General features: G+C 66.6%; 23 protein-coding genes and 1 tRNA gene. 7 read left to right on the top strand and 17 right to left on the bottom strand.

Annotated elements, in window-relative coordinates; translation table 11 throughout:
- Window positions 1-35 precede the first annotated feature (35 nt).
- Entirely contained in the window at window positions 36-317 is a 282-nt protein-coding gene (locus tag V5740_RS00960; protein WP_347303223.1) for a BolA family protein, read from the top strand.
- Window positions 318-367: 50 nt separating this feature from the next.
- Here V5740_RS00960 and V5740_RS00955 read toward each other — a convergent pair whose 3' ends face one another.
- The 9 genes from V5740_RS00955 to argH all read right to left on the bottom strand — a co-directional run bounded on the left by V5740_RS00955 (window position 368) and on the right by argH (window position 9,638).
- A complete protein-coding gene (locus V5740_RS00955) occupies window positions 368-2,626 on the bottom strand; it encodes a FepA family TonB-dependent siderophore receptor (RefSeq protein ID WP_347303222.1) in 2,259 nt (752 codons plus the stop codon).
- A 184-nt stretch (window positions 2,627-2,810) separates the two neighbouring features.
- Window positions 2,811-3,668 carry a manganese catalase family protein gene (locus V5740_RS00950; RefSeq protein ID WP_347303221.1) on the bottom strand — a complete coding sequence of 286 codons (858 nt, stop codon included), beginning with the start codon at window positions 3,666-3,668 and terminating at the stop codon, window positions 2,811-2,813.
- A gap of 112 nt (window positions 3,669-3,780) precedes the next feature.
- Window positions 3,781-4,713, bottom strand: a complete 933-nt coding sequence (locus V5740_RS00945; protein ID WP_347303220.1) for a transposase — start codon at window positions 4,711-4,713, stop codon at window positions 3,781-3,783.
- Complete coding sequence (locus V5740_RS00940) at window positions 4,701-5,669, bottom strand: hypothetical protein (RefSeq protein WP_347303219.1); 969 nt, start codon at window positions 5,667-5,669, stop codon at window positions 4,701-4,703. The genes V5740_RS00945 and V5740_RS00940 overlap by 13 nt, the downstream gene beginning before the upstream one ends.
- Before the next feature lie 32 nt (window positions 5,670-5,701).
- Window positions 5,702-5,842, bottom strand: coding sequence for a hypothetical protein (locus V5740_RS00935; RefSeq protein WP_347303218.1), 141 nt, complete (start codon window positions 5,840-5,842; stop codon window positions 5,702-5,704).
- 122 nt (window positions 5,843-5,964) lie between these two features.
- Window positions 5,965-6,750, bottom strand: a complete 786-nt coding sequence (locus V5740_RS00930; RefSeq protein WP_347303217.1) for an NAD(P)-dependent oxidoreductase — start codon at window positions 6,748-6,750, stop codon at window positions 5,965-5,967.
- Window positions 6,751-8,013: a diaminopimelate decarboxylase gene (gene lysA / locus V5740_RS00925; RefSeq protein WP_347303216.1), complete on the bottom strand. Its 1,263-nt coding sequence runs from the start codon at window positions 8,011-8,013 to the stop codon at window positions 6,751-6,753.
- 6 nt (window positions 8,014-8,019) lie between these two features.
- The gene (locus tag V5740_RS00920) at window positions 8,020-8,265 is read right to left on the bottom strand and encodes a hypothetical protein (RefSeq protein ID WP_347303215.1); all 246 of its coding nucleotides are present in this window, start codon (window positions 8,263-8,265) and stop codon (window positions 8,020-8,022) included.
- Window positions 8,262-9,638 (bottom strand): argininosuccinate lyase, encoded by a 1,377-nt coding sequence (argH, locus tag V5740_RS00915; RefSeq protein ID WP_347304413.1) that lies wholly within the window; start codon window positions 9,636-9,638, stop codon window positions 8,262-8,264. Before argH ends, V5740_RS00920 begins: the two co-directional genes overlap by 4 nt.
- A gap of 19 nt (window positions 9,639-9,657) precedes the next feature.
- Here argH and V5740_RS00910 point away from each other — a divergent pair, with 19 nt between their 5' ends.
- The 3 genes from V5740_RS00910 (at window position 9,658) to V5740_RS00900 (ending at window position 11,535) form a co-directional block, all read left to right on the top strand.
- The gene (locus tag V5740_RS00910; RefSeq protein ID WP_347303214.1) at window positions 9,658-10,269 is read left to right on the top strand and encodes a TlpA disulfide reductase family protein; all 612 of its coding nucleotides are present in this window, start codon (window positions 9,658-9,660) and stop codon (window positions 10,267-10,269) included.
- Window positions 10,270-10,836: a twin-arginine translocation pathway signal protein gene (locus tag V5740_RS00905; RefSeq protein WP_347303213.1), complete on the top strand. Its 567-nt coding sequence runs from the start codon at window positions 10,270-10,272 to the stop codon at window positions 10,834-10,836.
- 141 nt (window positions 10,837-10,977) lie between these two features.
- The gene (locus V5740_RS00900; RefSeq protein WP_347303212.1) at window positions 10,978-11,535 is read left to right on the top strand and encodes a DUF4142 domain-containing protein; all 558 of its coding nucleotides are present in this window, start codon (window positions 10,978-10,980) and stop codon (window positions 11,533-11,535) included.
- Window positions 11,536-11,589: 54 nt separating this feature from the next.
- On the opposite strand, the gene V5740_RS00895 is transcribed toward V5740_RS00900, so the two are convergent.
- A tRNA-Val gene (locus V5740_RS00895) sits at window positions 11,590-11,665 on the bottom strand.
- A gap of 46 nt (window positions 11,666-11,711) precedes the next feature.
- Complete coding sequence (locus V5740_RS00890) at window positions 11,712-13,004, bottom strand: adenylosuccinate synthase (protein ID WP_347303211.1); 1,293 nt, start codon at window positions 13,002-13,004, stop codon at window positions 11,712-11,714.
- Window positions 13,005-13,144: 140 nt separating this feature from the next.
- On the opposite strand from V5740_RS00890, the gene V5740_RS00885 reads away from it, so the two are divergent.
- Both V5740_RS00885 and V5740_RS00880 read left to right on the top strand, forming a co-directional pair.
- On the top strand, window positions 13,145-14,224 hold the full coding sequence (locus tag V5740_RS00885; protein ID WP_347303210.1) for a PAS domain-containing protein: 1,080 nt from the start codon (window positions 13,145-13,147) through the stop codon (window positions 14,222-14,224).
- Complete coding sequence (locus V5740_RS00880) at window positions 14,221-14,610, top strand: response regulator (protein WP_347303209.1); 390 nt, start codon at window positions 14,221-14,223, stop codon at window positions 14,608-14,610. Before V5740_RS00885 ends, V5740_RS00880 begins: the two co-directional genes overlap by 4 nt.
- Here the strand turns inward: V5740_RS00880 and V5740_RS00875 are convergent.
- From V5740_RS00875 to V5740_RS00865, 3 genes are all read right to left on the bottom strand, one after another.
- Complete coding sequence (locus V5740_RS00875) at window positions 14,605-15,711, bottom strand: ATP phosphoribosyltransferase regulatory subunit (protein WP_347303208.1); 1,107 nt, start codon at window positions 15,709-15,711, stop codon at window positions 14,605-14,607. The genes V5740_RS00880 and V5740_RS00875 overlap by 6 nt on opposite strands.
- Before the next feature lie 69 nt (window positions 15,712-15,780).
- The gene (gene serA / locus V5740_RS00870) at window positions 15,781-17,364 is read right to left on the bottom strand and encodes a phosphoglycerate dehydrogenase (RefSeq protein ID WP_347303207.1); all 1,584 of its coding nucleotides are present in this window, start codon (window positions 17,362-17,364) and stop codon (window positions 15,781-15,783) included.
- A gap of 94 nt (window positions 17,365-17,458) precedes the next feature.
- The gene (locus V5740_RS00865) at window positions 17,459-18,610 is read right to left on the bottom strand and encodes a phosphoserine transaminase (protein WP_347303206.1); all 1,152 of its coding nucleotides are present in this window, start codon (window positions 18,608-18,610) and stop codon (window positions 17,459-17,461) included.
- A 132-nt stretch (window positions 18,611-18,742) separates the two neighbouring features.
- Here V5740_RS00865 and V5740_RS00860 point away from each other — a divergent pair, with 132 nt between their 5' ends.
- Window positions 18,743-19,417: an extensin family protein gene (locus V5740_RS00860; protein WP_347303205.1), complete on the top strand. Its 675-nt coding sequence runs from the start codon at window positions 18,743-18,745 to the stop codon at window positions 19,415-19,417.
- Here the strand turns inward: V5740_RS00860 and V5740_RS00855 are convergent.
- The 3 genes from V5740_RS00855 to V5740_RS00845 form a co-directional block, all read right to left on the bottom strand.
- Window positions 19,414-20,136, bottom strand: a complete 723-nt coding sequence (locus V5740_RS00855; protein WP_347303204.1) for a LuxR C-terminal-related transcriptional regulator — start codon at window positions 20,134-20,136, stop codon at window positions 19,414-19,416. The two genes, V5740_RS00860 and V5740_RS00855, sit on opposite strands and share 4 nt — an antisense overlap.
- A gap of 192 nt (window positions 20,137-20,328) precedes the next feature.
- Window positions 20,329-21,081, bottom strand: coding sequence for a proteasome-type protease (locus tag V5740_RS00850; protein ID WP_347303203.1), 753 nt, complete (start codon window positions 21,079-21,081; stop codon window positions 20,329-20,331).
- A gap of 13 nt (window positions 21,082-21,094) precedes the next feature.
- Window positions 21,095-21,916 carry a transglutaminase family protein gene (locus tag V5740_RS00845; RefSeq protein WP_347303202.1) on the bottom strand — a complete coding sequence of 274 codons (822 nt, stop codon included), beginning with the start codon at window positions 21,914-21,916 and terminating at the stop codon, window positions 21,095-21,097.
- Window positions 21,917-21,920: the final 4 nt, after the last annotated feature.

Here is a 21,920-nt window from a genome sequence, read left to right as displayed (position 1 = left end):
GGCCCGGATTGAAAACCGCCAAGGAAGATACAAACATGCCCGGTCCCCTCGCCACCGAGATGGAACAGCGCCTCACCGCGGCCTTCGCGCCCGCCCGGCTGGAAGTCATCAACGACAGTGCCAGCCACCACGGCCATGCAGGCGACGATGGCAGCGGGGAATCACACTTTACGCTGGTGATCGAGGCGGAGGCGTTTGCCGGCACCAGCCGGCTGGAGCGACAGCGCATGGTCAACCGGGCGCTGGGCGACATTCCCGGCACCCGCGTCCATGCCCTCGCCATCCGGGCCTATGCACCGGGCGAGGCGGTGCGCTGAACGGCATTGCGAAGTCACACAGGCAGTCTGTGTGACTTCGCGACCAAGCGTCAGAACGTGAAGTTGGTGGTCAGGAAGAACGCCCGGCCCGGCTCGTTGTAATTGTTCGCGCCCGACCCGTTATTGCTGCTCTCACGGAAGAGCGCCTCGTCGAACAGGTTGTTCACGCCGGCGCTGATCCGGAAATAATCGTTGGCGCGGAACAGCAGGTTCAGGTTGACGAGGTTATATGGCTCGCGCGGGCGCAACTGCTCCGCCGTGGGCGCCCCGCCGCTGTAGAGTACGCCGTTCGGCTGCTGCTCGCCATAGCGGGTGAAGGTTCCAACGAAGGTGAACTGGTCGGTAATCTGCCAGTCCAGCGTGGTGTTGATCGTGTAATCCGGCACGACGGAAAGCAGCCGGCCGGTGTCCTTGCTTTCGTTCTGGATCATGTAGGTGACGTTGGTGTTCAGCGACAGCGTGGGCAGCAGCGGGATCAGCAGGTTCCCCTCTAACCCTTCAACGATCGCGTCGCCCGAATTGTACCACTGGAAAATCTGGGCCCGGCGCCCATCGCTCAACGGGGCGGTGCCGATCGGCACATTGTTGGAGATGATCTTGTTCTTGTAATCGTTGCGGAAGTAGGTCGCCGTGATGTTCCATCCGCCCGGCGTGTAGGCGACGCCGATCTCCTTGTTGACGCTGGTTTCCGCATCCAGTTCGTCGTTGCCCTGAATGTAGCAGCCGCCACCCAGGTTCGGGAACGCGAACGGGCAGCCGAAGCCTGCGGTGTAGTAGAGGTAGTTCGGGTTCGACTGGTAGAGGTTGGGCGCGGCGAAGGCCCGCGCGATGCCGCCCTTGATCATGAAATCGGGAAACGGCTCCACGCTGGCGGAAAAGCTGGGCGACCAATTGGTGCCGAACGTGCTGTGATTGTCGACCCGGATGCCGGGCGTCAGCGTCACTATGCCGAAGGTGATGTTGTCCTCCACGAAGGAGGCCAGCGTGGTCGCGTCAGCTTCCGGATTCCGCACACCACCAGCGCCCGGCTCCAGTCCGGGGATCGGCGCGGTGGTGCCCTGCGACACGGCGAAGCTGTCGTTCAGGTATTCGTGCCGGAACTCGCCGCCGATCGTCAGCACATGATCGGCAGGCCCGGTCTGGAACGGCAGGTTCAGCGATGTTTGCGCGTACCAGTTGCGCAGCGTGGCGGTGGAGAACTGGCTGGCCGTGTTGATCGTGCCCTCTCCGCCGCCGGCCAGCCCTTCGTTCAGGCGGCGGTTCTGCGTCTCCTCGAACTGGACCAGCGCCTCGAACGTGCCAAAAGCAAAGCGGCCATTATAACTGCCCCCGGCAGTCACCCGGCGCATGATGTTGGTCTCCTCCCCAATCAGGCTCTGCACGATCGGGCTGGTGGAGCCGCTGGGCAGCCGGTACTCGCCCTGGAACTCGTTACCCTGCCGGCTGTATGACGCGGTCAGGTCCAGCCGCTGACCGGCGGCAGGCTGCCAACGCAACAGGCCGTTGATGTCGCGGTTCTCCACGCCTTCGCGGCCGCCGGGCGGCGTCACGCCATCGGGCGTGTTCGACGCATCGCCATTGATTGCCGGATCATCGCCCGTCGTCTTGCTCCAGTTGCCGTAGACGCGGAAGCCCAGCCCGGCCGTGATCGGTCCGTCGATGGAAGCACTGCCGCGATAGGTCATGCTTTCCAGATCGCTCTCGGGCTTCAGGATGTAGGTGGAGGCGGTTCCGCCGAACTCGGTCGCAGGCCCCTTGGTGATGATGTTGATGACGCCGCCCGCGGCACCCGCGCCATAGCGGGCCGCGGCCGGACCGCGCAGGATTTCCACCCGCTCGATCTGCTCGGCCGGGACCCAGTTGGTATCGCCGCGCGTGTTGCGTTCGCCGTCCCGGCCCATGCGGACGGAATTGCGCGATTGCGCCGGCTTGCCATCGATCAGGATCAGGGTGTTTTCCGGACCCATGCCGCGAATGTCGATCTGCCGGTTGTTGCCGTAGGTTCCGGCACTGCCCGCGCCCGTCAGGTTCAGGCCCGGCTGGCGGCGCAGCAGGTCCGACAGGTCGTTGACCGGCGGCTGCTTGGCGATGTCCTCCGCCGTCAGGGTGGTGGCGCCCAGCGCCTGCAACCCCTGCACCTGAGCGCTGACGACAATGTCCTGCGGATCGCCGCTGCCTTGGCTGTCGGCGACGTCGATCTCGTCGTTTTCTGCCGTCTCGCCGCCTGCGGCATCCTGCGCCAGGACCGGCGTAGCTGCGACAAGGCAGATCGCGCTGGCGGACACCAGCGTGCGGGCATGAAAACGCATGATACTGACCCCTTGTAACCCCGTAGCTCTGCAAGCGTATGCAAACGCCTCGCAGTAACAGGGCCTTGAAAGAGGGGGCTTCGGAATACAAGCGCTAATGCGAGCAATTCGCTATTTTGTAGCGCGATGTGACCTGAGTTACATGGGATGCGGGCGGGACCGATGGCCCCGCCCGCAAGTTACATCAACCCATCTGTTCCTTCTGCGCTGCACTGTCCGGCCGTGCTGGACCAAGCACCGGCTCCTGCCCCAGCGGCACGCTCTGCACCATCGTGAAGGTGCCCTTGCCATCCAGCGACGGGCCGCTGGTCCAGCGGCCTTCAGGCGGCGGCGTGCCATCAGCAGCGTGGCCATAGAAGTTGTAATTGTTGGCCTGGTCTTCCTGCTCCTGCGGGAAGGAATTGGGGATCGGCAGCACGCCTTCAGGTCCACCCAGTTCCTCGATCACCGCCAGCCATTGCTGCTGGTGCATCGTGTCGCGCGCAATCATGAAATGGAGCATGTCCTTCATGCCCTGATCTGCCGTGGCATTGTACAGCCGTGTAGCCAGCACACGGCCGGTGCTTTCCGCCGCCACGTTGCAATACATGTCCGCTGCCACGTTGCCGCTGGCGTAGATGTGGCTCATGTCGAACGGGATACCGTCGGAATCGACCGGCTGCGCCGCCAGACCGGTCGACAGGATATGCTTGTGCAACATCCCTTCGATCGTGTGCCGGGCATTGCCGCCGCCCATCACCGTGCCGACGATGGAGTCCTTGACGCCATCCTCCTGCTCGGAAACCGGCGCCTTCTCGAGGTTCAGCGCGACCGCGGTGGCCAGCATCTCGATATGGCCGATCTCCTCCGTAGCGGTGTTCAGCAGCATATCGCGATATTTGGTGCTCGGTGCGCGATTGCCCCACGCCTGGAAGAAATACTGCATGCAGACGCGGATCTCGCCCTCCACGCCGCCGATCGCTTGCTGCAGCATGCGGGCGAATTGCGGATCGGGCTTGTCCACCTTGACCGGATATTGCAGCCGCTTGTCGAAGTAGTACATGAGTGGCTCCTAACCTGATGCATCCACCCCGCGGGTCGCGCGGCGGTCGCCTGGTCAATGGAGCGGGTGCGGAAGGGCTCCGCCTTTTACATTTGTTTCACCGGCTGCGCTTTCAGACCGCTGGCAACGCCTGCCGGACGGCCAGTTCACGGCGGTGGCGTACGGCTTCCAGCGCGACCAACCTGCTGCCGGAACCTTCCGCCCGACGCCAAAGATCGTCCGCCGCGATGTGGTCGAGCATGCCGGCCTGTGCCTCCAATGCGGTCAACCGCATCCGGTCGCTCGGATGCCGCGCGGCAAAGCGTTCGGCCAGATCCAGTGCTTCGCCGCCGCCCAGCCCGACCGCGATGCGCAGGAACACCTCGCTGCTACCGGGGCTGAGGATGCCGTCGATCTCGTCATCGTCGACCTTGAAGCGGTACTGGTCCGTCCAGCCTTGGGCGCCGCCCGCATGCATGATGTTGAGCGAGACGGACAGGCCCGCCGGCGGCAGCTGCGAATGTACGTCGCGGTGCGCGCGATAGTGCATGATCTTGCCCGGCGTCAGCTGCGCCCGCTCCGTAAAGCGGAGGCCAGCCTTCTCGCCGATCGCACCCGCAACCTCCTCGTAGTCGTACTCGTAATAATCAGACGCATAGCCCGGGCCGAAATAGCCGTAGGTCAGGAAGTCGAAATTGTGATCGTGCGGCAGTTCGTACACGAAGGCGCCGCCGCCACTGGCGCGAAACATATGCTCGTCCGCCGAAGGCCAGATCGCCGCACGCAGGAAGAACGGCCGACCCAGCGGCGACAGCATGATGACCTGCGGGCCGTAAGTGTGGTGCGCCTCCTCGCTCCGGTGCCGGCGGCCGAGTTCGGCCAGCATCACCTCCGCCAGGAAGTCCCCATTGCCGCCAAGCCGCGCCAACCAGTGCGCGGCGCCCAGCAGGCTGCCTTCGTCCTGGGGATCGAAGCCTTGCGCCTCCATGCCGTCGATGCATTCGTCCAACGCGCAAGGGGCGGCGGTCGGGGTGGCCAATTCGGCCCGGTCGATTACGCGGGGCATGCGCCCTCCAGGTCCAGCAATTGAGGATGCGCCTCTACCAGCTGAGCGCGCAGGGCGCCGGCGGCAGGGGCAAGCGGGTCACCAGCACGGCGCGACAGCTGCACCAGCGCGGTGAACCCGGTGGCGGTATCAAGCGCCAGGCTTTCGCGCAGCGCCTGCCAGCGCAGAGAAGGATCGGCAGGTTCGCACGCCATCTCGGCAAGTACGGGTGCAGCCTCGCCACGCTTCATCCGGCCAAGCAGCGCGACCATCATCTCCTGCCGGCTGGAGCGGATCGAACCGCTCGCCTGGCGCAGCAGCCGGCCGTCGGCCAAGGCATGTTCGCGTGCGGGAGCCGGATCAGCCGCCTCCCGCTGCAGCCGCAGAGTGACGGTACGGATCGGGGTGGCCAGGACCTGCAGCGTCTCGCTGTTCAGGTCCAGCGCCACGGCGGCACCGGACGTAAGCCGAAGGTTTTCGATAAACAGATGCGGCTTGCCGTCAGGTTCACGGTGGCAGCGCACGATGCGCGCCTCCGCCTCTCCGGCAAGCACGGTCTCGTACCGCACTGCATCGCTGTATCCGGCCAGATCGTAGTCGAACCGGCCGGGATCGCGGGCATGGATCGTCAGGCAGGCGCGGCCCGCGCGGCCCAGCAGCAGGGTGGAAAGCGCCCCTGCGTGACTGTGGCGGAATGCCGGGTGCGCGAAGGGCCGTTCGGCCAATGCGGGCAGGTGATGCCGCAGCAGCGCATCGGCGAAGGCGTCCGCAGCGCCTTGTTCGCCGGTAAACAGCGCCTCCAGCGCCGGGCAGGCTTCCAGCGGGGCGCCGGCGCCGTAGCGATCGAGATCCTCGATCGCCGGGGCGACGGCGTGATCGGCGCGCCAGGCGGCACAGGTGGCGCCCATCGCCGCCTGTGCCTGCTGCTGCAGCGACCGGTCGGACCGGAGTGCTGCGATGGCCGGATCTATCCGCATGGAAGCCCTACCCTGCCTGTGGCCTCAGCGCCTCAGAGCGCGTCGTAGAGGTAGGTGGCCAGGATCACGACCGAATCGTCGTGGCCGGGCGCGCTCTGCACCAGCGAACCGAACATCCCGGTCAGGGTGTCGAGGTCGGGCAGAACGGACAGGTCGATCTTGGGCAGCTGCATTGTGCGTCTCCGAGTGGTGTCGGGGTCGCGGCACTGCGCCGGCCCCTGCCGCACAGATGCTGGCAAAAGCGGTACTAACTGAAGTTAAAAGACTGTAACCGGTGTCACTCGCAAGTGAATGATCAGGCGCGCCTAAGTCGAAGTACCAGCCTGCCCGATGATGCGACGACGTCTGGACTGTCGTCCATCCGCACGGCGTCGGCCCTGGCGCGCGCAAGAATGGCGGGCGGGAAGTCGGCAGGCACCAGAAGCACGTCAGCCGTGCCCAATAGTCGCGCCTGCCGAATGGTCAGTTCATCCGGATCGTCGGACCGGACGGTCAGTTCCAGCAACGTAGCTGCCGCCCCGTCGGCTTCATCATCGCCGAGCCAGATAGGCACGCGATCGGCAGCGGCGTCCTGCAACGGGTCAAGGATCCCACCCGCGGCCAGCGCCGCGTCAATCGCCCGACGCCGCTCTGCGGCGCCTGGCCAGCGGCCGCGCAGCGCGGCACGCGCGGCGTGCAATGCCAAGGCCAGCCGCCCCAAATCGGCTGGCAACAAGCTCTCCAGCCGCAGGCGCAACTGCTTCACCAGCCCGGCGGAGGTACCGTCGCTGCCGATGGCGATGAGTACGGGATCACGGTCGAGCAGGCTGGGTGTGGTGAAATCGCACAGTTCCGGCCGGTCGACCACATTCACCAGCAGGCCGGCGGCGCGCAGCTGCTCAGCATCCGCCTCGCACCGGGCGGCATCGTCATGTCCCACAAAGGCCAGGCGGGCACCGGCGGCGATGCCCGCCGCCATGTCGGCGATCACCTGCCCGCCGGCGCGCTCCACCAGGCGCCGCTTGGGTTCTGCCCCATCGCCGTCCCCCAGCACTATCACCGGATGGCCGGCGATGCGGTGGAACAGCGGCAGGGAGCGCATCTATTGCAACCAGTCCGGCACGCGTTCCGCGGCGCTGATGGTTTCCGGCGCGATCCGGTCTGCCACGGTGGCAAAGCGGTCGCCATCGACCATCACCTCCGCCACGAAGCCGCGACTGTTGTAGCTGGACGCCATGGTCGCGCCGTAGGCACCGGCGGTACGGAACACGGCAAGGTCGCCCGCCGCCACCGCATCGATCTCCCGCCCGGTGGCGAAGGTGTCGCCGGTTTCGCAGATGGGGCCCACGATGTTGGCGGTCATCCGCGTGCCGTTGGGCCGCACTGCTTCGAAATCGTGCCATGCGCCGTAGAGCGACGGGCGCGCGAGGTCGTTCATGGCCGCATCGACGATCACGAATGGGTCGCGATTGGCGTTGCGCTTCACCCGGATCACGCGCGTCAGCAGCACGCCGGCATTGCCGGCGATTACGCGCCCCGGCTCAAAGGTCAGGCCCACGTCCCACCCCTTCGTCACCCGCGTCACCATCGCGCCGTACTCCGCCGGCGATGGGAACACCTCGCCCGCCTTGTAAGGGACGCCCAGTCCGCCGCCGAGATCCGCCTGCGTTACACTGTGGCCACCGGCCCGCAGCTCGGCGATCAGCTCACCCAGCTTCACGAACGCCGCCTCAAGTGGGTCGAGCGAGGATAGCTGGCTGCCGATATGCACGGCCAGACCCCGCATATCGAGGCCGGGCAGGCCGGCGAGGCGGGCATACATCGCCGTCGCCCGGTCGATCGGTACGCCGAACTTGTTGTCTCGCTTACCAGTGGAGATCTTCTCGTGCGTGCCGGCGTCGATATCGGGGTTCACCCGCAGCGCGCAGGGTGCCCGCAGGCCACGCGCGGCGGCGATGGCGGACAGCTCGACGCCCTCCTCCTCCGACTCAATGTTGATCTGACCGATCCCGGCATCGAGCGCGGCGACCAGTTCGCGGTCCTGCTTGCCGACGCCGGAGAACACGATGTCGGCGGGCGCGATGCCGGCCGCGATGGCACGCAGCATCTCACCACCGGACACTACGTCGGCGCCGAAGCCCTCCCGCTGCATCACACGCAGCACGGCGAGGTTGGGATTGGATTTGACCGCGAAAGCGGTGTGTACGCGGCCGGCCGGGGCGACAGCTTCGCGGAAGACTCGCGCATGCCGCTCCAGCGTGGCGCGGGAATATACATAGACGGGCGTGCCCACGGCAGCGGCGATCTCCGCCAGCGGCACGTCCTCGGCAAACATCTCGCCGTCACGAATGTGGAAGTGGTCCAAGGTCAGTCAGGCTCCATCGGGGGGAGGCAGGTCGAAGGGATCGTCGGCCCGTTCCTCGGACCGGCTGCGGAGCTCGTCCGACCGAGGCGGTGCCGCCTGCGGGTCGAGTTCGAGCAGTTCACGGGGGGATGGCGGATCGACCCGGCCGTAGGGGGCCGGTGGCAGGCTTTTCCCGGCGGCGGGCTGCAGATCGGTCTGCTGCGCACACGCGGCGAGCAGCAGGGGCGAGATCGCGAGCAGACGACGCATCATTCCTCCAGCCCGAGCATGGCGCGCGCATCAGCCACGCGCTTCGCCACCTCGGCAGGTGCGGTGCCGCCATGGCTGGCGCGCGCGGCGACCGATGCCTCGACAGAAAGGGCAGCGAAGACATCGTCCGTAATGCGACCATCGATCGCCTGCAGGTCCGCCAGCGACAAGGCATCCAGCGCCACGCCGCGGCTTTCTGCCAGCTTCACGGCGGCACCGGTGATGTGATGCGCCTGCCGGAACGGAATATCCGCCTGCCGCACCAGCCAGTCGGCAAGGTCGGTCGCAGTGGCGTAGCCCAGTTCCGCCGCCTGCCGCATGCGCGCGGTCTGGAACGTCGCATCGGCCACCATGCCTGTCATCGCCGCAAGGCTTAGGCCGAGCAGGCCATGCGCCTCGAACACGGGCGGCTTGTCGTCCTGCATGTCCTTGGAATAGGCGAGCGGCAGGCCCTTCATGGTGACGGTCAGCGCCACCAGGCAGCCGGTGATCCGCCCAGCATGGCCACGTACCAGCTCCGCCGCATCGGGGTTCTTCTTCTGCGGCATGATCGAACTGCCGGTGCTGAGCGCATCGGGCAGGCGGACGAAGCCGAAGGGCTGGCTGGCCCACAGGATGAACTCCTCCGCCAGCCGTGACAGATGCAGCGCGCATTGGGCGGCAGCCTGCAGGTAGTCGAGCGCGAAGTCGCGGTCGGATACCGCGTCCAGGCTGTTGGCGGTCGGCCGGTCGAAGCCCAGCGCCTGCGCGGTCATCGACCTGTCGATCGGGAAGCCGGTTCCCGCCAGCGCGGCGCTGCCCAGCGGACACTCGTTGAGCCGCCGGCGCGCATCGGCGATACGGGAGCGGTCGCGCCGGAACATCTCGTAATAAGCCATCAGATGATGGCCCAGAGTCACCGGCTGCGCGGTCTGCAGATGCGTGAAGCCGGGCATGATACTGCCGGCATGTTCGCCCGCGCGGCTGACCAGCGCACCTTGCAGCGCGGCTAACGCGGCATCCACTTCGTCCAGAGCGTCGCGGACCCACAGGCGGAAATCGGTCGCCACCTGGTCGTTGCGGCTGCGCGCCGTGTGCAGGCGTCCCGCTGCCGGACCGATCAGTTTGGCCAGCCGGCTTTCGGTGACCATGTGGATATCCTCAAGATCCCAGTCCTCCGGCACGCCGTTCGCGGCATATTCGCCGGCAATGGTGTCGAGACCGCGTTCGATCGTCAGGGCGTCCTCCACCATGACGATCCCGCACGCGCCCAGCATGGCGGCATGCGCCTTGCTGGCGGCAATGTCCTGCCGCCACAATGCCTTGTCGAACGGGATGGAGGCGTTAATCTCCCGCATCACGCTGGTGGGTCCTTCGGCGAACCTGCCGCCCCACATCTGATTGGAGCCGCCATCCTTGGCCAAGCTGTCGCCCTTACCGTCCACGCTGCGCATCACCTTCGGTTTTGCGGGCGCCCTTCTGGTCTTCGGCACCCTTGCCCTGAGCGGGTGCGATAGGCCCGACACACCAGAGGCGCAACCTGCCGCCGCGCCGGCTGCCGCCGGCACGATCGACCGCAGCTTCGCCGGCCGCATCATGCCTGCTGCGGACCTGACCTTCCCGGACGGCGCGACCCTGTCGCTGGCGACCACGCGGGGTCAGCCGGTGTTGCTGAACCTGTGGGCCACCTGGTGCGTGCCCTGCGTGACGGAGATGCCGCTGTTGAACCAGCTGGCTGCCGATTACGATGGCCGACTGCGTGTGCTGACCGTCAGCGAGGACTTGCAGGGCGCGGAGAAGGTGGTGCCGTTCTTCAAGGAACGCGATCTCGCCAACCTGCCGCAACTGATGGATGAAAAGAATGACTTGGCGGTCGCGTTCGGCGGCGGCGCGGCGCTGCCGCTGACGGTGCTGTACGATGCTGAAGGCCGGGAAGTTTGGCGGGTCATGGGCGGCTTCGACTGGGATAGTGCACGCGCCCGCTCGGCGATCGACGCAGCATTGAGCGCCAACGGACGGGAGGCATAGATGCGCGGATTGTTCGCCATCGCGCTGCTGAGCGCATGTGCGCCGTCGACCTCGGCAATGGCTCAGTCGTCCTGGCCGCTGGTGCCGCGGGACTTCGCCGTGCCGGAAGGGTTGGTCACGCCGGACTTCCAGTTGCGCAAGATGACCATCGACGAAGTTGTGCGCGACTACGATGCGGTGATGGCCAGCAAGGCACAATTGCAGCAGATCTATGGCGGTAGCTGGCCAGAGGGCATGACCATCGGGGAGGATCTGGCCGATCTCGGCTGGCATCAGGGCGAGTGGGCCCGGCGCAATTCCTTCGCCTACATCGTCCTGTCGCCCGACGGCACGAAGTCGCTGGGCTGCGTCTATGTCTATCCCACGCAGAAGCAGGGCTACGACGCGCAGGTGAACCTGTGGGCGCGCGAAAGCCTGATCGGCGATCCGGCGGACCAGGCGCTGGAAACGGCGGTGAAGCAATGGATGGCATCGGCATGGCCATTCCGGAATGTCGGCTATCCCGGTCGCACCATCGCGCAGGAGGAATGGGCGGCACTGCCCGACGTGGCCCGCCCTGTTCGGTAAACCACGCAGGCGGATGCCCGCGTCAGGTATTTTCCTGCTTTATATCAAAGCGGAAACTCACCGCTTTCCTGACCTTTCCCCTTCGTGTCACCCAGCCGCCCAAGGTTTTGCGACAGGGCCTGGAACATAAGGAGAGGTAATATGCGTCCCCCGATCGTAGCGCTTGCTGCGCTGTCACTCGCCGCCTGCGGCTCCGCAGAGGAACCGGCGGCGTCACCGACCGCCGCGACCGGCATGGCCGAGACCAGCCCGACCACATCCAACGGAACGGCGACTGATGCCGAAAGCTACGCCACGATGGCGGGGGCAAGCGATCTGTTCGAGATCCAGTCGTCACAGCTGGCGCTGGAAAAGAGCCAGAACGCAGGCGTGCGTGAATTCGCGCAGATGATGATCGACCATCACCGGAAGACGACCGAGCAGGTGACAACCGCCGCGCGCGAGGCGGGGATGACGCCGGCCGCCCCGCAACTCACATCCATGCAGCGCGACAACATGACCGGATTGCAGGCGGCGAGCGGCGCCGACTTCGACCGGATCTACCTGGAACAGCAGCGCCAGGCGCATCAGATGGCGCTCGCCCTGCACCAGGAATATGCGCAGGACGGCGATACGCCCCAATTGCAGGAGGTCGCCCGGACAGCGGTGCCGATCATCCAGCAGCACATGGAACAGGCGCAGGCACTGACCGCGTCCTGACCCTCATTGGGATGATGGCTGCCTGGCGGCGGTCACCCCGATGGAAATGGGGCTTGGTGGGCGATGACGGGCTCGAACCGCCGACATCTTCCGTGTAAAGGAAGCGCTCTACCAACTGAGCTAATCGCCCCAAGGTGGGTCGTTCGCGCTTGAAGCGCGAACGCACCCAAGTCAACTCACCGATCGGCGAAGGGATTGCGTACCAGGATCGTATCGTCCCGTTCCGGACTGGTGGAGACCGAAGCCACGGGCGTTTCGATCAGTTCCTCGATCCGGCGGATATACTTGATCGCCTGCGCGGGCAGATCAGCCCAGCGGCGCGCACCGCGGGTGGTGCCGCTCCAGCCTTCCATCTCCTCGTAGATCGGTTCAAGCAGCGCCTGATCGGCGGCGCTCGACGGCAGGTAGTCGATCTCCTCGCCCCGCAGGCGATAGCCGGTGCAGATGCGGATGGTGTCGAACCCGTCCAGCACATCCACCTTGGTGAGCGCGATGCCGGTGACGCCGCTGATGGCGCAGCTCTGCCGCACCAGCGCCGCATCGAACCAGCCGCAGCGCCGCTTGCGCGCAGTCACCGTGCCGAATTCATGCCCCCGCTCGCCCAGCCGCTGCCCGATCTCGTCGGTCAGTTCAGTCGGGAACGGGCCGGAGCCGACGCGGGTGGTGTATGCCTTGACGATGCCCAGCACGAAGCCGGCCGCGTTGGGCCCGAGGCCGCTGCCGCTCGCCACCGTGCCGCTGACCGTGTTGGAGCTGGTGACGAAGGGATAGGTGCCGTGGTCCACATCCAGCAGCACGCCCTGCGCGCCTTCGAACAGGATGCGCGCGCCCTCCGCCCGAATATCGCGCAGCCGTTTCCACACCGGGGTGGAGAAACGCAGCACGAATGGGGCGATCGTGCGCAACTCCGCCAGCAGCGCGGCACGATCCACCGGTGCCTCGCCAAAGCCGGCGCGCAGCGCATCGTGATGGGCGCACAGTCGGTCGAGCATCGGATCCAACTCGTCGAGCTGGGCAAGGTCGCACACCCGGATGGCGCGGCGACCGACCTTGTCCTCGTAAGCGGGGCCGATGCCGCGTCCGGTCGTGCCGATCTTGCCCTTGCCGGCGGCAGCCTCCCGCATTCCGTCCAGATCGCGGTGGACCGGCAGGATCAGCGGGCAATTGTCGGCGATGGCGAAATTGTCGGGCGTGACCGTGACGCCCTGCCCTTCCAGCCGGCCGATCTCGTCACGCAGGGCCCATGGGTCCAGCACCACGCCATTGCCGATGATCGACAACGTGCCGGTGACGATGCCGGACGGTAGCAGGCTGAGCTTGTAGGTGGTGTCGCCGACCACCAGCGTATGGCCAGCATTGTGCCCGCCCTGGAAACGGACGACGACGTCGGCGCGTGCGGCCAGCCAGTCGACGATCTTGCCCTTGCCCTCGTCCCCCCACTGGGCGCCGATCACCGTGACATTGGGCATGCGTGTCTTCCTGCTGGCTGCAATTGCGCGGCGGGCCGTAGGGGACCCGGCGCGCGAGAGCAACCGGGAGAGCTTGCATCGGCTGCAACCAATCGCGCATAGGACCGTTCACAAGTCCACTATCGATCAGAGGACAACGGGTGAACGACAAGGAGCGCGGGCCGGACGGACAGCGCATTGGCCAAGCGTATGACGAGGCGCCCAACGCCTTTCTGCGCGACCATCCGGAAGATCAGTTCTCCGCCGCATCAGGCGTCCTGTTCGAGCAGGCGATGGCGCAGACGCGCATGGCGATCTGCCTGTCCGACCCGCGGCAGCCCGACTGTCCGATCATCTTCGCCAACCGCGCCTTCCGCACCCTCACCGGTTACGAGCAAGAAGAAATTCTGGGCCGAAACTGCCGCTTTCTGCAAGGCCCCAAGACCAGCCGGGCGGCGGTTGCCCGCATCCGCGATGCGCTGCAGCGGGAAGATGTGGTGGTCGTGGAACTGCTGAACTACCGCAAGGGTGGCGAAACATTCTGGAACGCCCTCCATATCGGCCCGATCTACGATCACGAGGACAACCTGCTGTATTATTTCGGCAGCCAGTGGGACGTGACCGATGTCCATGCAGCGCGCGCGCACGAGCAGCATGCCCGCATGGTCAACCGGGAGCTGAGCCACCGGATGAAGAACATGTTCTCGGTCATTTCGGCGATCGTGAACATCGTGGGCCGTTCGAACAACTCCGCCGATGTCGCTCACTCCATCAACGAGCGTATCCATGCGCTCGGCCGGGCATACGAGACCACGCTGGATACGACCGGCGACGACGCAATTCCGCTGCATGCGGCGGTCGGGAACATCCTGTCGACATATCGCGGCGACACCGATCGCATCACCATTGATGGGGAGGAGCTCAGCGTTCCGTTCTCGCTGCTCTCGGCGGTCGGGCTGATGTTGCACGAACTGGCCGCCAACGCGATCAAGTACGGTGCCTTCTCCAACGAGACCGGCACGATCGCGGTAAATTGGCATCAGACGAAACAGGATGACGGACAGACATTGCTGGTGATGGATTGGGAGGAGAGCGGAGGCCCACCGCTGTCCGGCCCGCCGGAGAGCAGCGGGACGGGCACGGTGCTGCTGGACCGGATCATCCGCACTTACGGCGGTGCCATGCATCGCGACTGGCGGGCAGATGGCCTCGCCGCCCGCATCACGGTCCCCCTGCGATGAGCGGCGCAGACAACGGCGAACACTGCACCATCCTGCTGGTCGAGGATGAGCCGCTCGTCTTGATGGATTTGGAAATCGCGGCGGAGGACGTCGGCTGCGGCTACCTGTCAGCGCGGCGCCTTACGGAAGCGTTGGCATTTGCCGAGGATGCCGAGATCGATACGGCGGTGCTGGACGTCAATCTGGGCGGCGGAGACACGTGCCTGCCGGTGGTGGCCATCCTGCGGCGCCGCGGTGTGCCCTTCATCCTGCATTCGGGCGATCTCGATCGGCAGGACGAACTCGTCCGCAATCTGGGCGCACCATTGGTGGCGAAGCCGGCAAATGCGCGTGACGTGATCGCCCGTGCAATGGCCAGTCAGAAGCAGGCCACCGTCAGCTCATAATTGCCGGATCGCGCCTTCGGCCAGCACATGCGTGCAGCCGAGCGCCTTCGCATCGTCCTTCTCCGACAGGGCTGCGACAGCGCGCCAGCCATCCGCCCGCGCGGCAGCCGCGCCGGCGGGATCATGGCCGACCGGGAGAAATAGCGTCGAGCGCGGCGTATCCGCATCCCTAAGCAACTCGACCAGTTCCTCCGGATACAGCGAAAAGCCGGTCGCCGCCTCGTCAGTGCCGGCGATCTGGTAGGTGCCACCCCGTCCCAGCGGGCCACGCACGCCTTCTGCGTACAGCGTAAACCCGAACCAGCTTTGATAGCCGAAGCCATGCCGCTCCGCCGGGTCGAGCGTCAGTCGCGCACGGCCCGCCACGCGTCCGGCAACCTGCCGCAGCCCATCTATCCGGCTGGCGAGCACGCCGGCACGATCGAACTCCGCCAGCCGGGCAATGGCATGATCGAACGGTCCGCTGGCATAGAGCAGCGGCACAAAGTCGCCGCCGCCCGCCGCGACCAGTGCGCCGGCATCCTTGCTGTCCAGCTCCCGCCGGATCGCCTGCGCGGTTTCCTCGCTAAGTTGTTGCTCCGCCGCCAGCAGGTCCACGCTGTCGGGCAGGGTAAAATCGACCGAGATGCCGCCGGCGCCTGCCGCCTCCAGCGCGGCGATCGCCAGCTCCACGATCTCCCCGGCGGCGGCGATGCCGTCACTGCCGATCAGTTCGGCCCCGACCTGCAGGTTCTCGCGTCGGGGATCGAGCATGTCGCCCACCATTCGCGCGACCTGCCCGGCATAGCACAGGCGCAAGGGGCGCTGCCGGTCGGCGAGGCCGGTGGCGGCGATCCGTCCCACCTGCGGCGTCATGTCGGACCGCAGCGCCAGCATCCGCAAGCTCGCCGGATCGACGAAGCGGAACATGTGGCGGGTGTGCATGCCGGTCATGCGGCGCATCATCGCCCGCTCGAACTCGACCAGCGGCGGACGCACCCGGTCGTAGCCGTGGGCGTCCAGCAGGTCGAGCACGGCGCGCTCCACCCGCGTGGCGGCAGCGGCGCTGGTGGGCAGGCGGTCTTCCAGCCCCTCGGGTAACAGGTCGGCAGGGTCGATCATGATGCCGTGGGCCTTAGCGGCGGGTGGCAGGCAGGGGAAGCACCCCTGCCCGCCCACCCGCGTGCGGGATCAGAACGAGAGCGGCGTCACCACCTTCACGCCCTGCAAGGCCTGCGCGCGCGCCACCAGATCGGGCGTGATCGGCTGGTCGACGGACAGCAGCAGCACCGCCTCGCCCCCGGCCGCACGGCGACCCAGGTGGAAGGTCCCGATATTGATCCCCGCCTCGCCCAGCAGCGAACCGATGCGGCCGATGAAGCCGGGCGCATCCTCGTTCACGATATACAGCATGTGGCCGTCGAGCTCCGCCTCGATGCCGATGCCGAAGATCTCCACCAGGCGCGGGCCGCCATGGCCGAACAGCGTACCCGCTACCGACCGGTCGCCCTGGCTGGTCGATACGGTCACGCGCACCAGCGTGCTGTAGGTGCCTTCGCGCTCGTTGCGGATCTCGCGCACCTCGATCCCACGCTCGCGCGCCAGGAAGGGGGCGTTGACCATGTTCACGCTCTGGCTGAAGCGCTGCATCAGGCCGGCCAGCACCGCGCCGACGATAGGCTTCTGGTTAAGCTGCGCCGCGGCGCCCTCCGTCTCCACACTGACGCGCGGCAGATCACCATGGGCCAACTGGCCCACCAAGCTGCCGAGCTTTTCCGCCAGCGCCATGTAGGGCTTCAGCCGGGGGGCTTCCTCCGCCGAGAGGCTGGGCATGTTGAGCGCGTTGGTGACGCCGCCAGTCACCAGGTAATCGGCCATCTGCTCGGCCACCTGCAGCGCGACATTCACCTGCGCCTCCGTGGTGGAGGCGCCCAGATGCGGGGTGCAGATGAAGTTGGGCGTGCCGAACAGCGGGTTCTGCTTGGCCGGTTCCTCCACGAACACGTCCAGCGCCGCGCCGGCGATGTGGCCGCTTTCCAGCAGGTCCTTCAGCGCCGCCTCGTCCACCAGGCCGCCGCGCGCGCAATTGACGATGCGCACGCCCTTCTTGGCCTTCTCCAGCCGCTCACGGCTGAGAATGTTGCGCGTCTCGTCCGTCAGTGGCGTGTGCAGCGTGATGAAGTCGGCCCGCTGCAGCAGCGTCTCCAGATCGACCTTCTCGATCCCCAGCTCCACCGCGCGGTCGGGGGTCAGGAACGGGTCATAGGCAACGACCTTCATCTTCAGCCCAAGCGCGCGGCTGGCGACGATGGCGCCGATATTGCCCGCGCCGATCAGGCCCAGGATCTTGCCCGTGACCTCCACCCCCATGAAGCGGTTCTTTTCCCACTTGCCCGCCTGCGTGCTGGCGTCGGCTTCCGGCAGCTGGCGGGCCAGCGCGAAGATCATGGCGATCGCATGTTCGGCGGTGGTGATCGAATTTCCGAACGGCGTGTTCATCACAACCACACCGCGCGCGGATGCGGCCGGAATATCGACATTGTCCACGCCAATTCCGGCGCGGCCGATGACCTTCAGGTTGGTGGCAGCATCCAGGATATCGGCCGTCACCCTGGTGGAGGAGCGGATGGCGAGGCCGTCATACTGGCCGATCACCGCCTTCAGCTCGTCCGGCGTCATGCCGGTCTTCACGTCAACGTCGCAGCCGTTCTCCTGGAAGATACGCGCGGCGTTGCTGTCCATCTTGTCCGAAATCAGAACCTTGGGCTTGGTCATGTCATTGCTCCTTCTCCCCTGCGTGGGGGAGGCAGCCAGGTGCGCGCCGTTCGTGCGCGGGGACCCGGCAGAATTTGTCAGGATTTGGAAGGGGTCAGCCGTTCGCCTGGGCGTAGGCCCAGTCGAGCCAGGGGCCGAGTGCGGTGATGTCGGCCGCATCCACCGTGGCGCCGCACCAGATGCGCAGACCCGGCGGGGCGTCGCGATAACCCGCGATGTCGTAGGCCGCGCCTGCATCTTCCAGCAGCTTGGCGAACCGCTTGATGAACGCCTCGTCCGCGCCGGCCACCGTCAGGCAGACGGAGGTGTTGGAGCGGCTCGCCGGATCGGTGGCGAGGTGACCCAGCCAGTCGCGGTCCTGCACCAGCGCGTCCAGCGCGGCGGCATTGGCGTCGGCGCGCGCCTGCATGGCGGCAAGGCCGCCGATCGACTTGCCCCATTCCAGGCAGGCGATCGTATCCTCGATCACCAGCATGGAGGGGGTGTTGATCGTCTCCCCCTTGAACACGCCTTCCACCAGCTTTCCGCCCTTGGTGAGGCGGAACACCTTGGGCAGCGGCCATGCGGGGGTGTAGCTTTCCAGCCGTTCAACCGCGCGCGGCCCCAGGATCAGCACGCCATGCGCGCCTTCCCCGCCCAGCGCCTTCTGGAAGGAGAAGGTGACGATGTCGCACTTGTCCCAAGCGATATCCTGCGCGAACACGGCACTGGTGGCATCCGCGATGGCGAGGCCCTGGCGGTCGGCGGCGATCCAGTCGCCGTTCGGCACACGCACGCCGCTGGTGGTGCCGTTCCAGGTGAAGATCACGTCGCTGTTCCAGTCGACGGCGCCCAGGTCCGGCAGCTGACCGTAATCCGCGCGGATCACCGTGGGATCGAGCTTCAGCTGCTTCAGCGCGTCGGTCACCCAGCCTTCGCCGAAGCTTTCCCAGGCGATGGTGGTGACAGGCCGCGCGCCCAGCATGGTCCACATAGCCATCTCGACCGCGCCGGTGTCGGAACCGGGCACGATGCCGATGCGGTGCGTCGCCGGCACCTCCAGCACTTCGCGGATCAGGTCGAGGCAGGTGGCGAGGCGCGACTTGCCCAGCTTCGAGCGGTGCGAGCGGCCGAGAGAGTCGGTGGGGAGCTTCGCCGCATCCCAGCCCGGCGGCTTGGCGCAGGGGCCCGAGGAAAAGAACGGGCGGGCGGGAAGCGTGTCAGGCTGCGGACGCACGTCGCCCGCCAGGGTATTGGTATCAGTCATGTCTGTCTCTCCTTGCAGAGAGCTCGCGCGGCGTTGGGACCGCGTGGCCCGGCGCCGGGACTAGTGGCGGGGCTCACCAAGTCAAGCAGATAGCGGTTGCATCGGCGACCATTGCCGGGGATTGCTGCGCCCGTGGCCGCGCCAAGAACGATATCAGTCCTGCTTGCCGTCGGTTTGCTGGCCGGCTGCGCCGATGGCGGCGTCCGGCAGGCGGACACGCCGCCTCGCACTACCTCCGTACCTGTGGCGGAGACCCCGGAGGGGCGGCAGTGCCTGGTCGGACTCACGGGCGCGAATGCCCGCTTCTCCATGCTGCCGGACCGCTATCCCGCGCCCGGTTGCAGCAACGTCAATACCGTGCAGATCTCCAGCCTGGCATCCGACAGCGGCACGGTGATGGTCGGCAACATCGGCGCGCTGACCTGTTCTGTCAGCACCGCCTTTGCTGGATGGGTCCGCTTCGGCGCGGACCGGGCGGCGCGTGAGCTGCTTGGCTCCCCGCTGCGTTCCGTCGAAACGATGGGCAGCTACAATTGTCGCAACGTCGCGGGCACCAGTCGCCTGTCGGCTCACGGGACCGCTGCGGCGGTCGATATCGGCGCCTTCGTGCTGCAGGACGGGCGGCGGATTACCGTTCTGGCCGGTTGGAACGGCGGCAGCCCGGCCGAACAGGAATTCCTGCGCACTGTGCAGCGCAGCGCATGCCGCCGCTTCTCCACCGTGCTCAGTCCCGAATACAACGCCGCCCACCGCGACCACCTGCACCTGGAAGGGGTCAGCGGCGGCGGACGCGCTTTCTGCCGCTAGGCCCGGCGCAGCAGCGGGAAATCGACCACGGGCGCCAGCGGTTCTGCCGGCGGACGCAGGATGCTGACCGGCTCGGCGACACGGGCGGGCACCAGTGGGGCGGCGGACACGGGGGCGGAGTTACCCTGCGCATCCATCCACAAACGGACAGCATCGGCAGCATGACCAGCGCCCAGCTTGGTCATCATGTTGGCGCGGTGGATCTCGACCGTGCGTGGGCTGATCCCAAGATCGCGGGCGATCAGCTTGTTCGATCGGCCGGCGGCAAGGCATTCCAGCACCTCCCGCTCGCGCCGGCTCAACTGGCCGATGCGGGTGCGCGATTCGATCTGGCGGCGGCGGACCTCCACGATGGGACCGGCGGCGATCAGGATACGCTGCAGGCGGCGGGCCAGCGTGCCCATCTCCAGCGGCAGGGCCAGACAATCGATCGCCCCGTCACCGATCGCGTCCACCACCTGGTCGATGGCGAAATCCTCGCCCGTCATCACCAGCGGCAGCCACACGCCGGCCTCGCCCAGGCGGCGGACCAGCCCGGCCGTGCCGCCGGTGACCGTGTCCTGCGCGGCGAGGATGATCCCTTCGACCGGCGGACGTTCGAAGAACTCCTCCAGGCTGCCATAGACCTCTGCATGGTGGCCCAGGGCGAAGGCGATGCGGGCCTGTTCGGCGCGGGAGCGGCTGGTGCCGCCGAGGATGTGAAGGTGTGTGCGTTCCATGTCCCGGAGGATGTCGGCCGCGCCGTCATCCTGCACGTCGATGTCCCGCCACAGTGGAGCGATAGAACGGACCCCACCGCCCCTGACCCCCGTTTTCGCCTTGGCCGATTGCTCCATTTCGGAGCCATTCCGGATCGCGCGGCAATCCGGGCGATTGCCTAGCCGCGAACCCCTACCCGCACCGTGGCCGAATCAGCCGTCCTGCTTCTGCTTGAAGCTGTAACCGGGCAGCGAGTGGAAGGCGTTGCGCAGCGCGTCGCCCCAGGAATTGCTGATCTGCTCGAAGAACGGATTGGTGCTCTCGATCCGGCGGTCGTGCAACGGTTCGAAATTGTCGCGTTCCAGCACCAGCAGGTCCAGCGGCATACCGACCGACAGGTTCGCCTTCAGCGTGGAATCGAAGCTGACCATCATCAGCTTCACCGCATCCTCGAAGCTCATCGTCCGCTCGTAACCACGGATCAGGATCGGTCGGCCGTACTTGGTCTCCCCGATCTGGAAGAACGGCGTATCGAAGCTCGCCTCGATGAAATTGCCTTCGGGATAGACCAGGAACAGGCGCGGCTCCATGCCCTTGATCTGGCCGGCCAGGATCAGGCTGGCGGTGAAGCGCCCTTTACCGTTGGCGCCATTCTCACTCTGCGTTTCCTGGATCGTCTCGCGCAGCAGCTTGCCCACTTCGACGGCGACCTGGAACATGGTGGGCAGTTCCAGCAGCGAATTGTGCCGGTCGGCGGGCGCCTTGGTCCGCTCCTCCAGCCGGCTGATGACCGCTTGCGTGGTGGCGAGATTGCCCGCCGTCATCAATGCCAGCGTCCGGTCGCCCGGCACGCTCCACCGGAACATCTTGCGGAACACGCTGATGTTGTCGACGCCCGAATTGGTGCGGGTATCGCTCATCAGCACCAGTCCGCGGTCCAGCACCATTCCCACGCAATAGGTCATGCTTACATCCTGCTCACTGCTGCTGGCCCCCTACCTGCTGTTCCACTGCCAGGTCCACAGTCAGGTCCTGCGTAACAGTACCGAAGCCGACGCCGGTGATCGGCGCGGCATCGCGATAGTCGCGGCCAGTCGCCACCCGGACGTAGCGCTGGTCGGGGCAGATGCCGTTGCTGACATCGAAGCCGACCCAGCCCAGCCCCTCCACCCAGGCTTCCGCCCAGGCATGGGTTGCGTCCTGATCGGGCCGGTCGTCCAGCTTCAGGTAGCCGCTGACATAGCGCGCCGGTATATCCAGCGCGCGCGCTGCGGCGAGGAAGATGTGCGCATGATCCTGGCACACGCCCTGCCCGCCGGTAACCGCCTCCTCCGCCGTGGTGGCGACGCTGGTGCGCCCCTTGCGATACGGCACGCGGTCCAGGATCAGCGCGGATAGATGGTGCAGCGTCGGCAGCACGCCGTCGGGGCTGCGTTCCAGCTGCGCCAGCAGTCGGCGCAGTTGCGGGCCGGTCTTCGTCAGCGCGGTCTGCCCCATGAACGACCAGAGCGGCATGTGACCCGAATGTGCGCCAAGCACGCCGGCATGATCGACCGTGTCGACCTGCCCGGCGGCGGTGATCACCAACTCCTCCGCCCCTTCGACGACGCTGATCAGGATGACGCGGTTATGGTTCTGGTCGTCATACACCAGCTCCTCCGTCGCGCCGACATAGGTCATGCCCCAGTCGACGATCCGCTGCCCCTGCGTCTCCTTGGGGATCAGGCGCAGGCGGTGCAGCCCGTGCTTGACCGGGCTGTTGAACCGGAACCGGGTGGTATGGCGGATGGCGAGGCGCATGGGC

The organism is Croceibacterium sp. TMG7-5b_MA50, assembly GCF_039830145.1.
Lineage (GTDB): Bacteria > Pseudomonadota > Alphaproteobacteria > Sphingomonadales > Sphingomonadaceae > Croceibacterium.
Note: the sequence above shows the minus strand (reverse complement) of the source record. Positions and strands in the feature narration are given on the sequence as shown.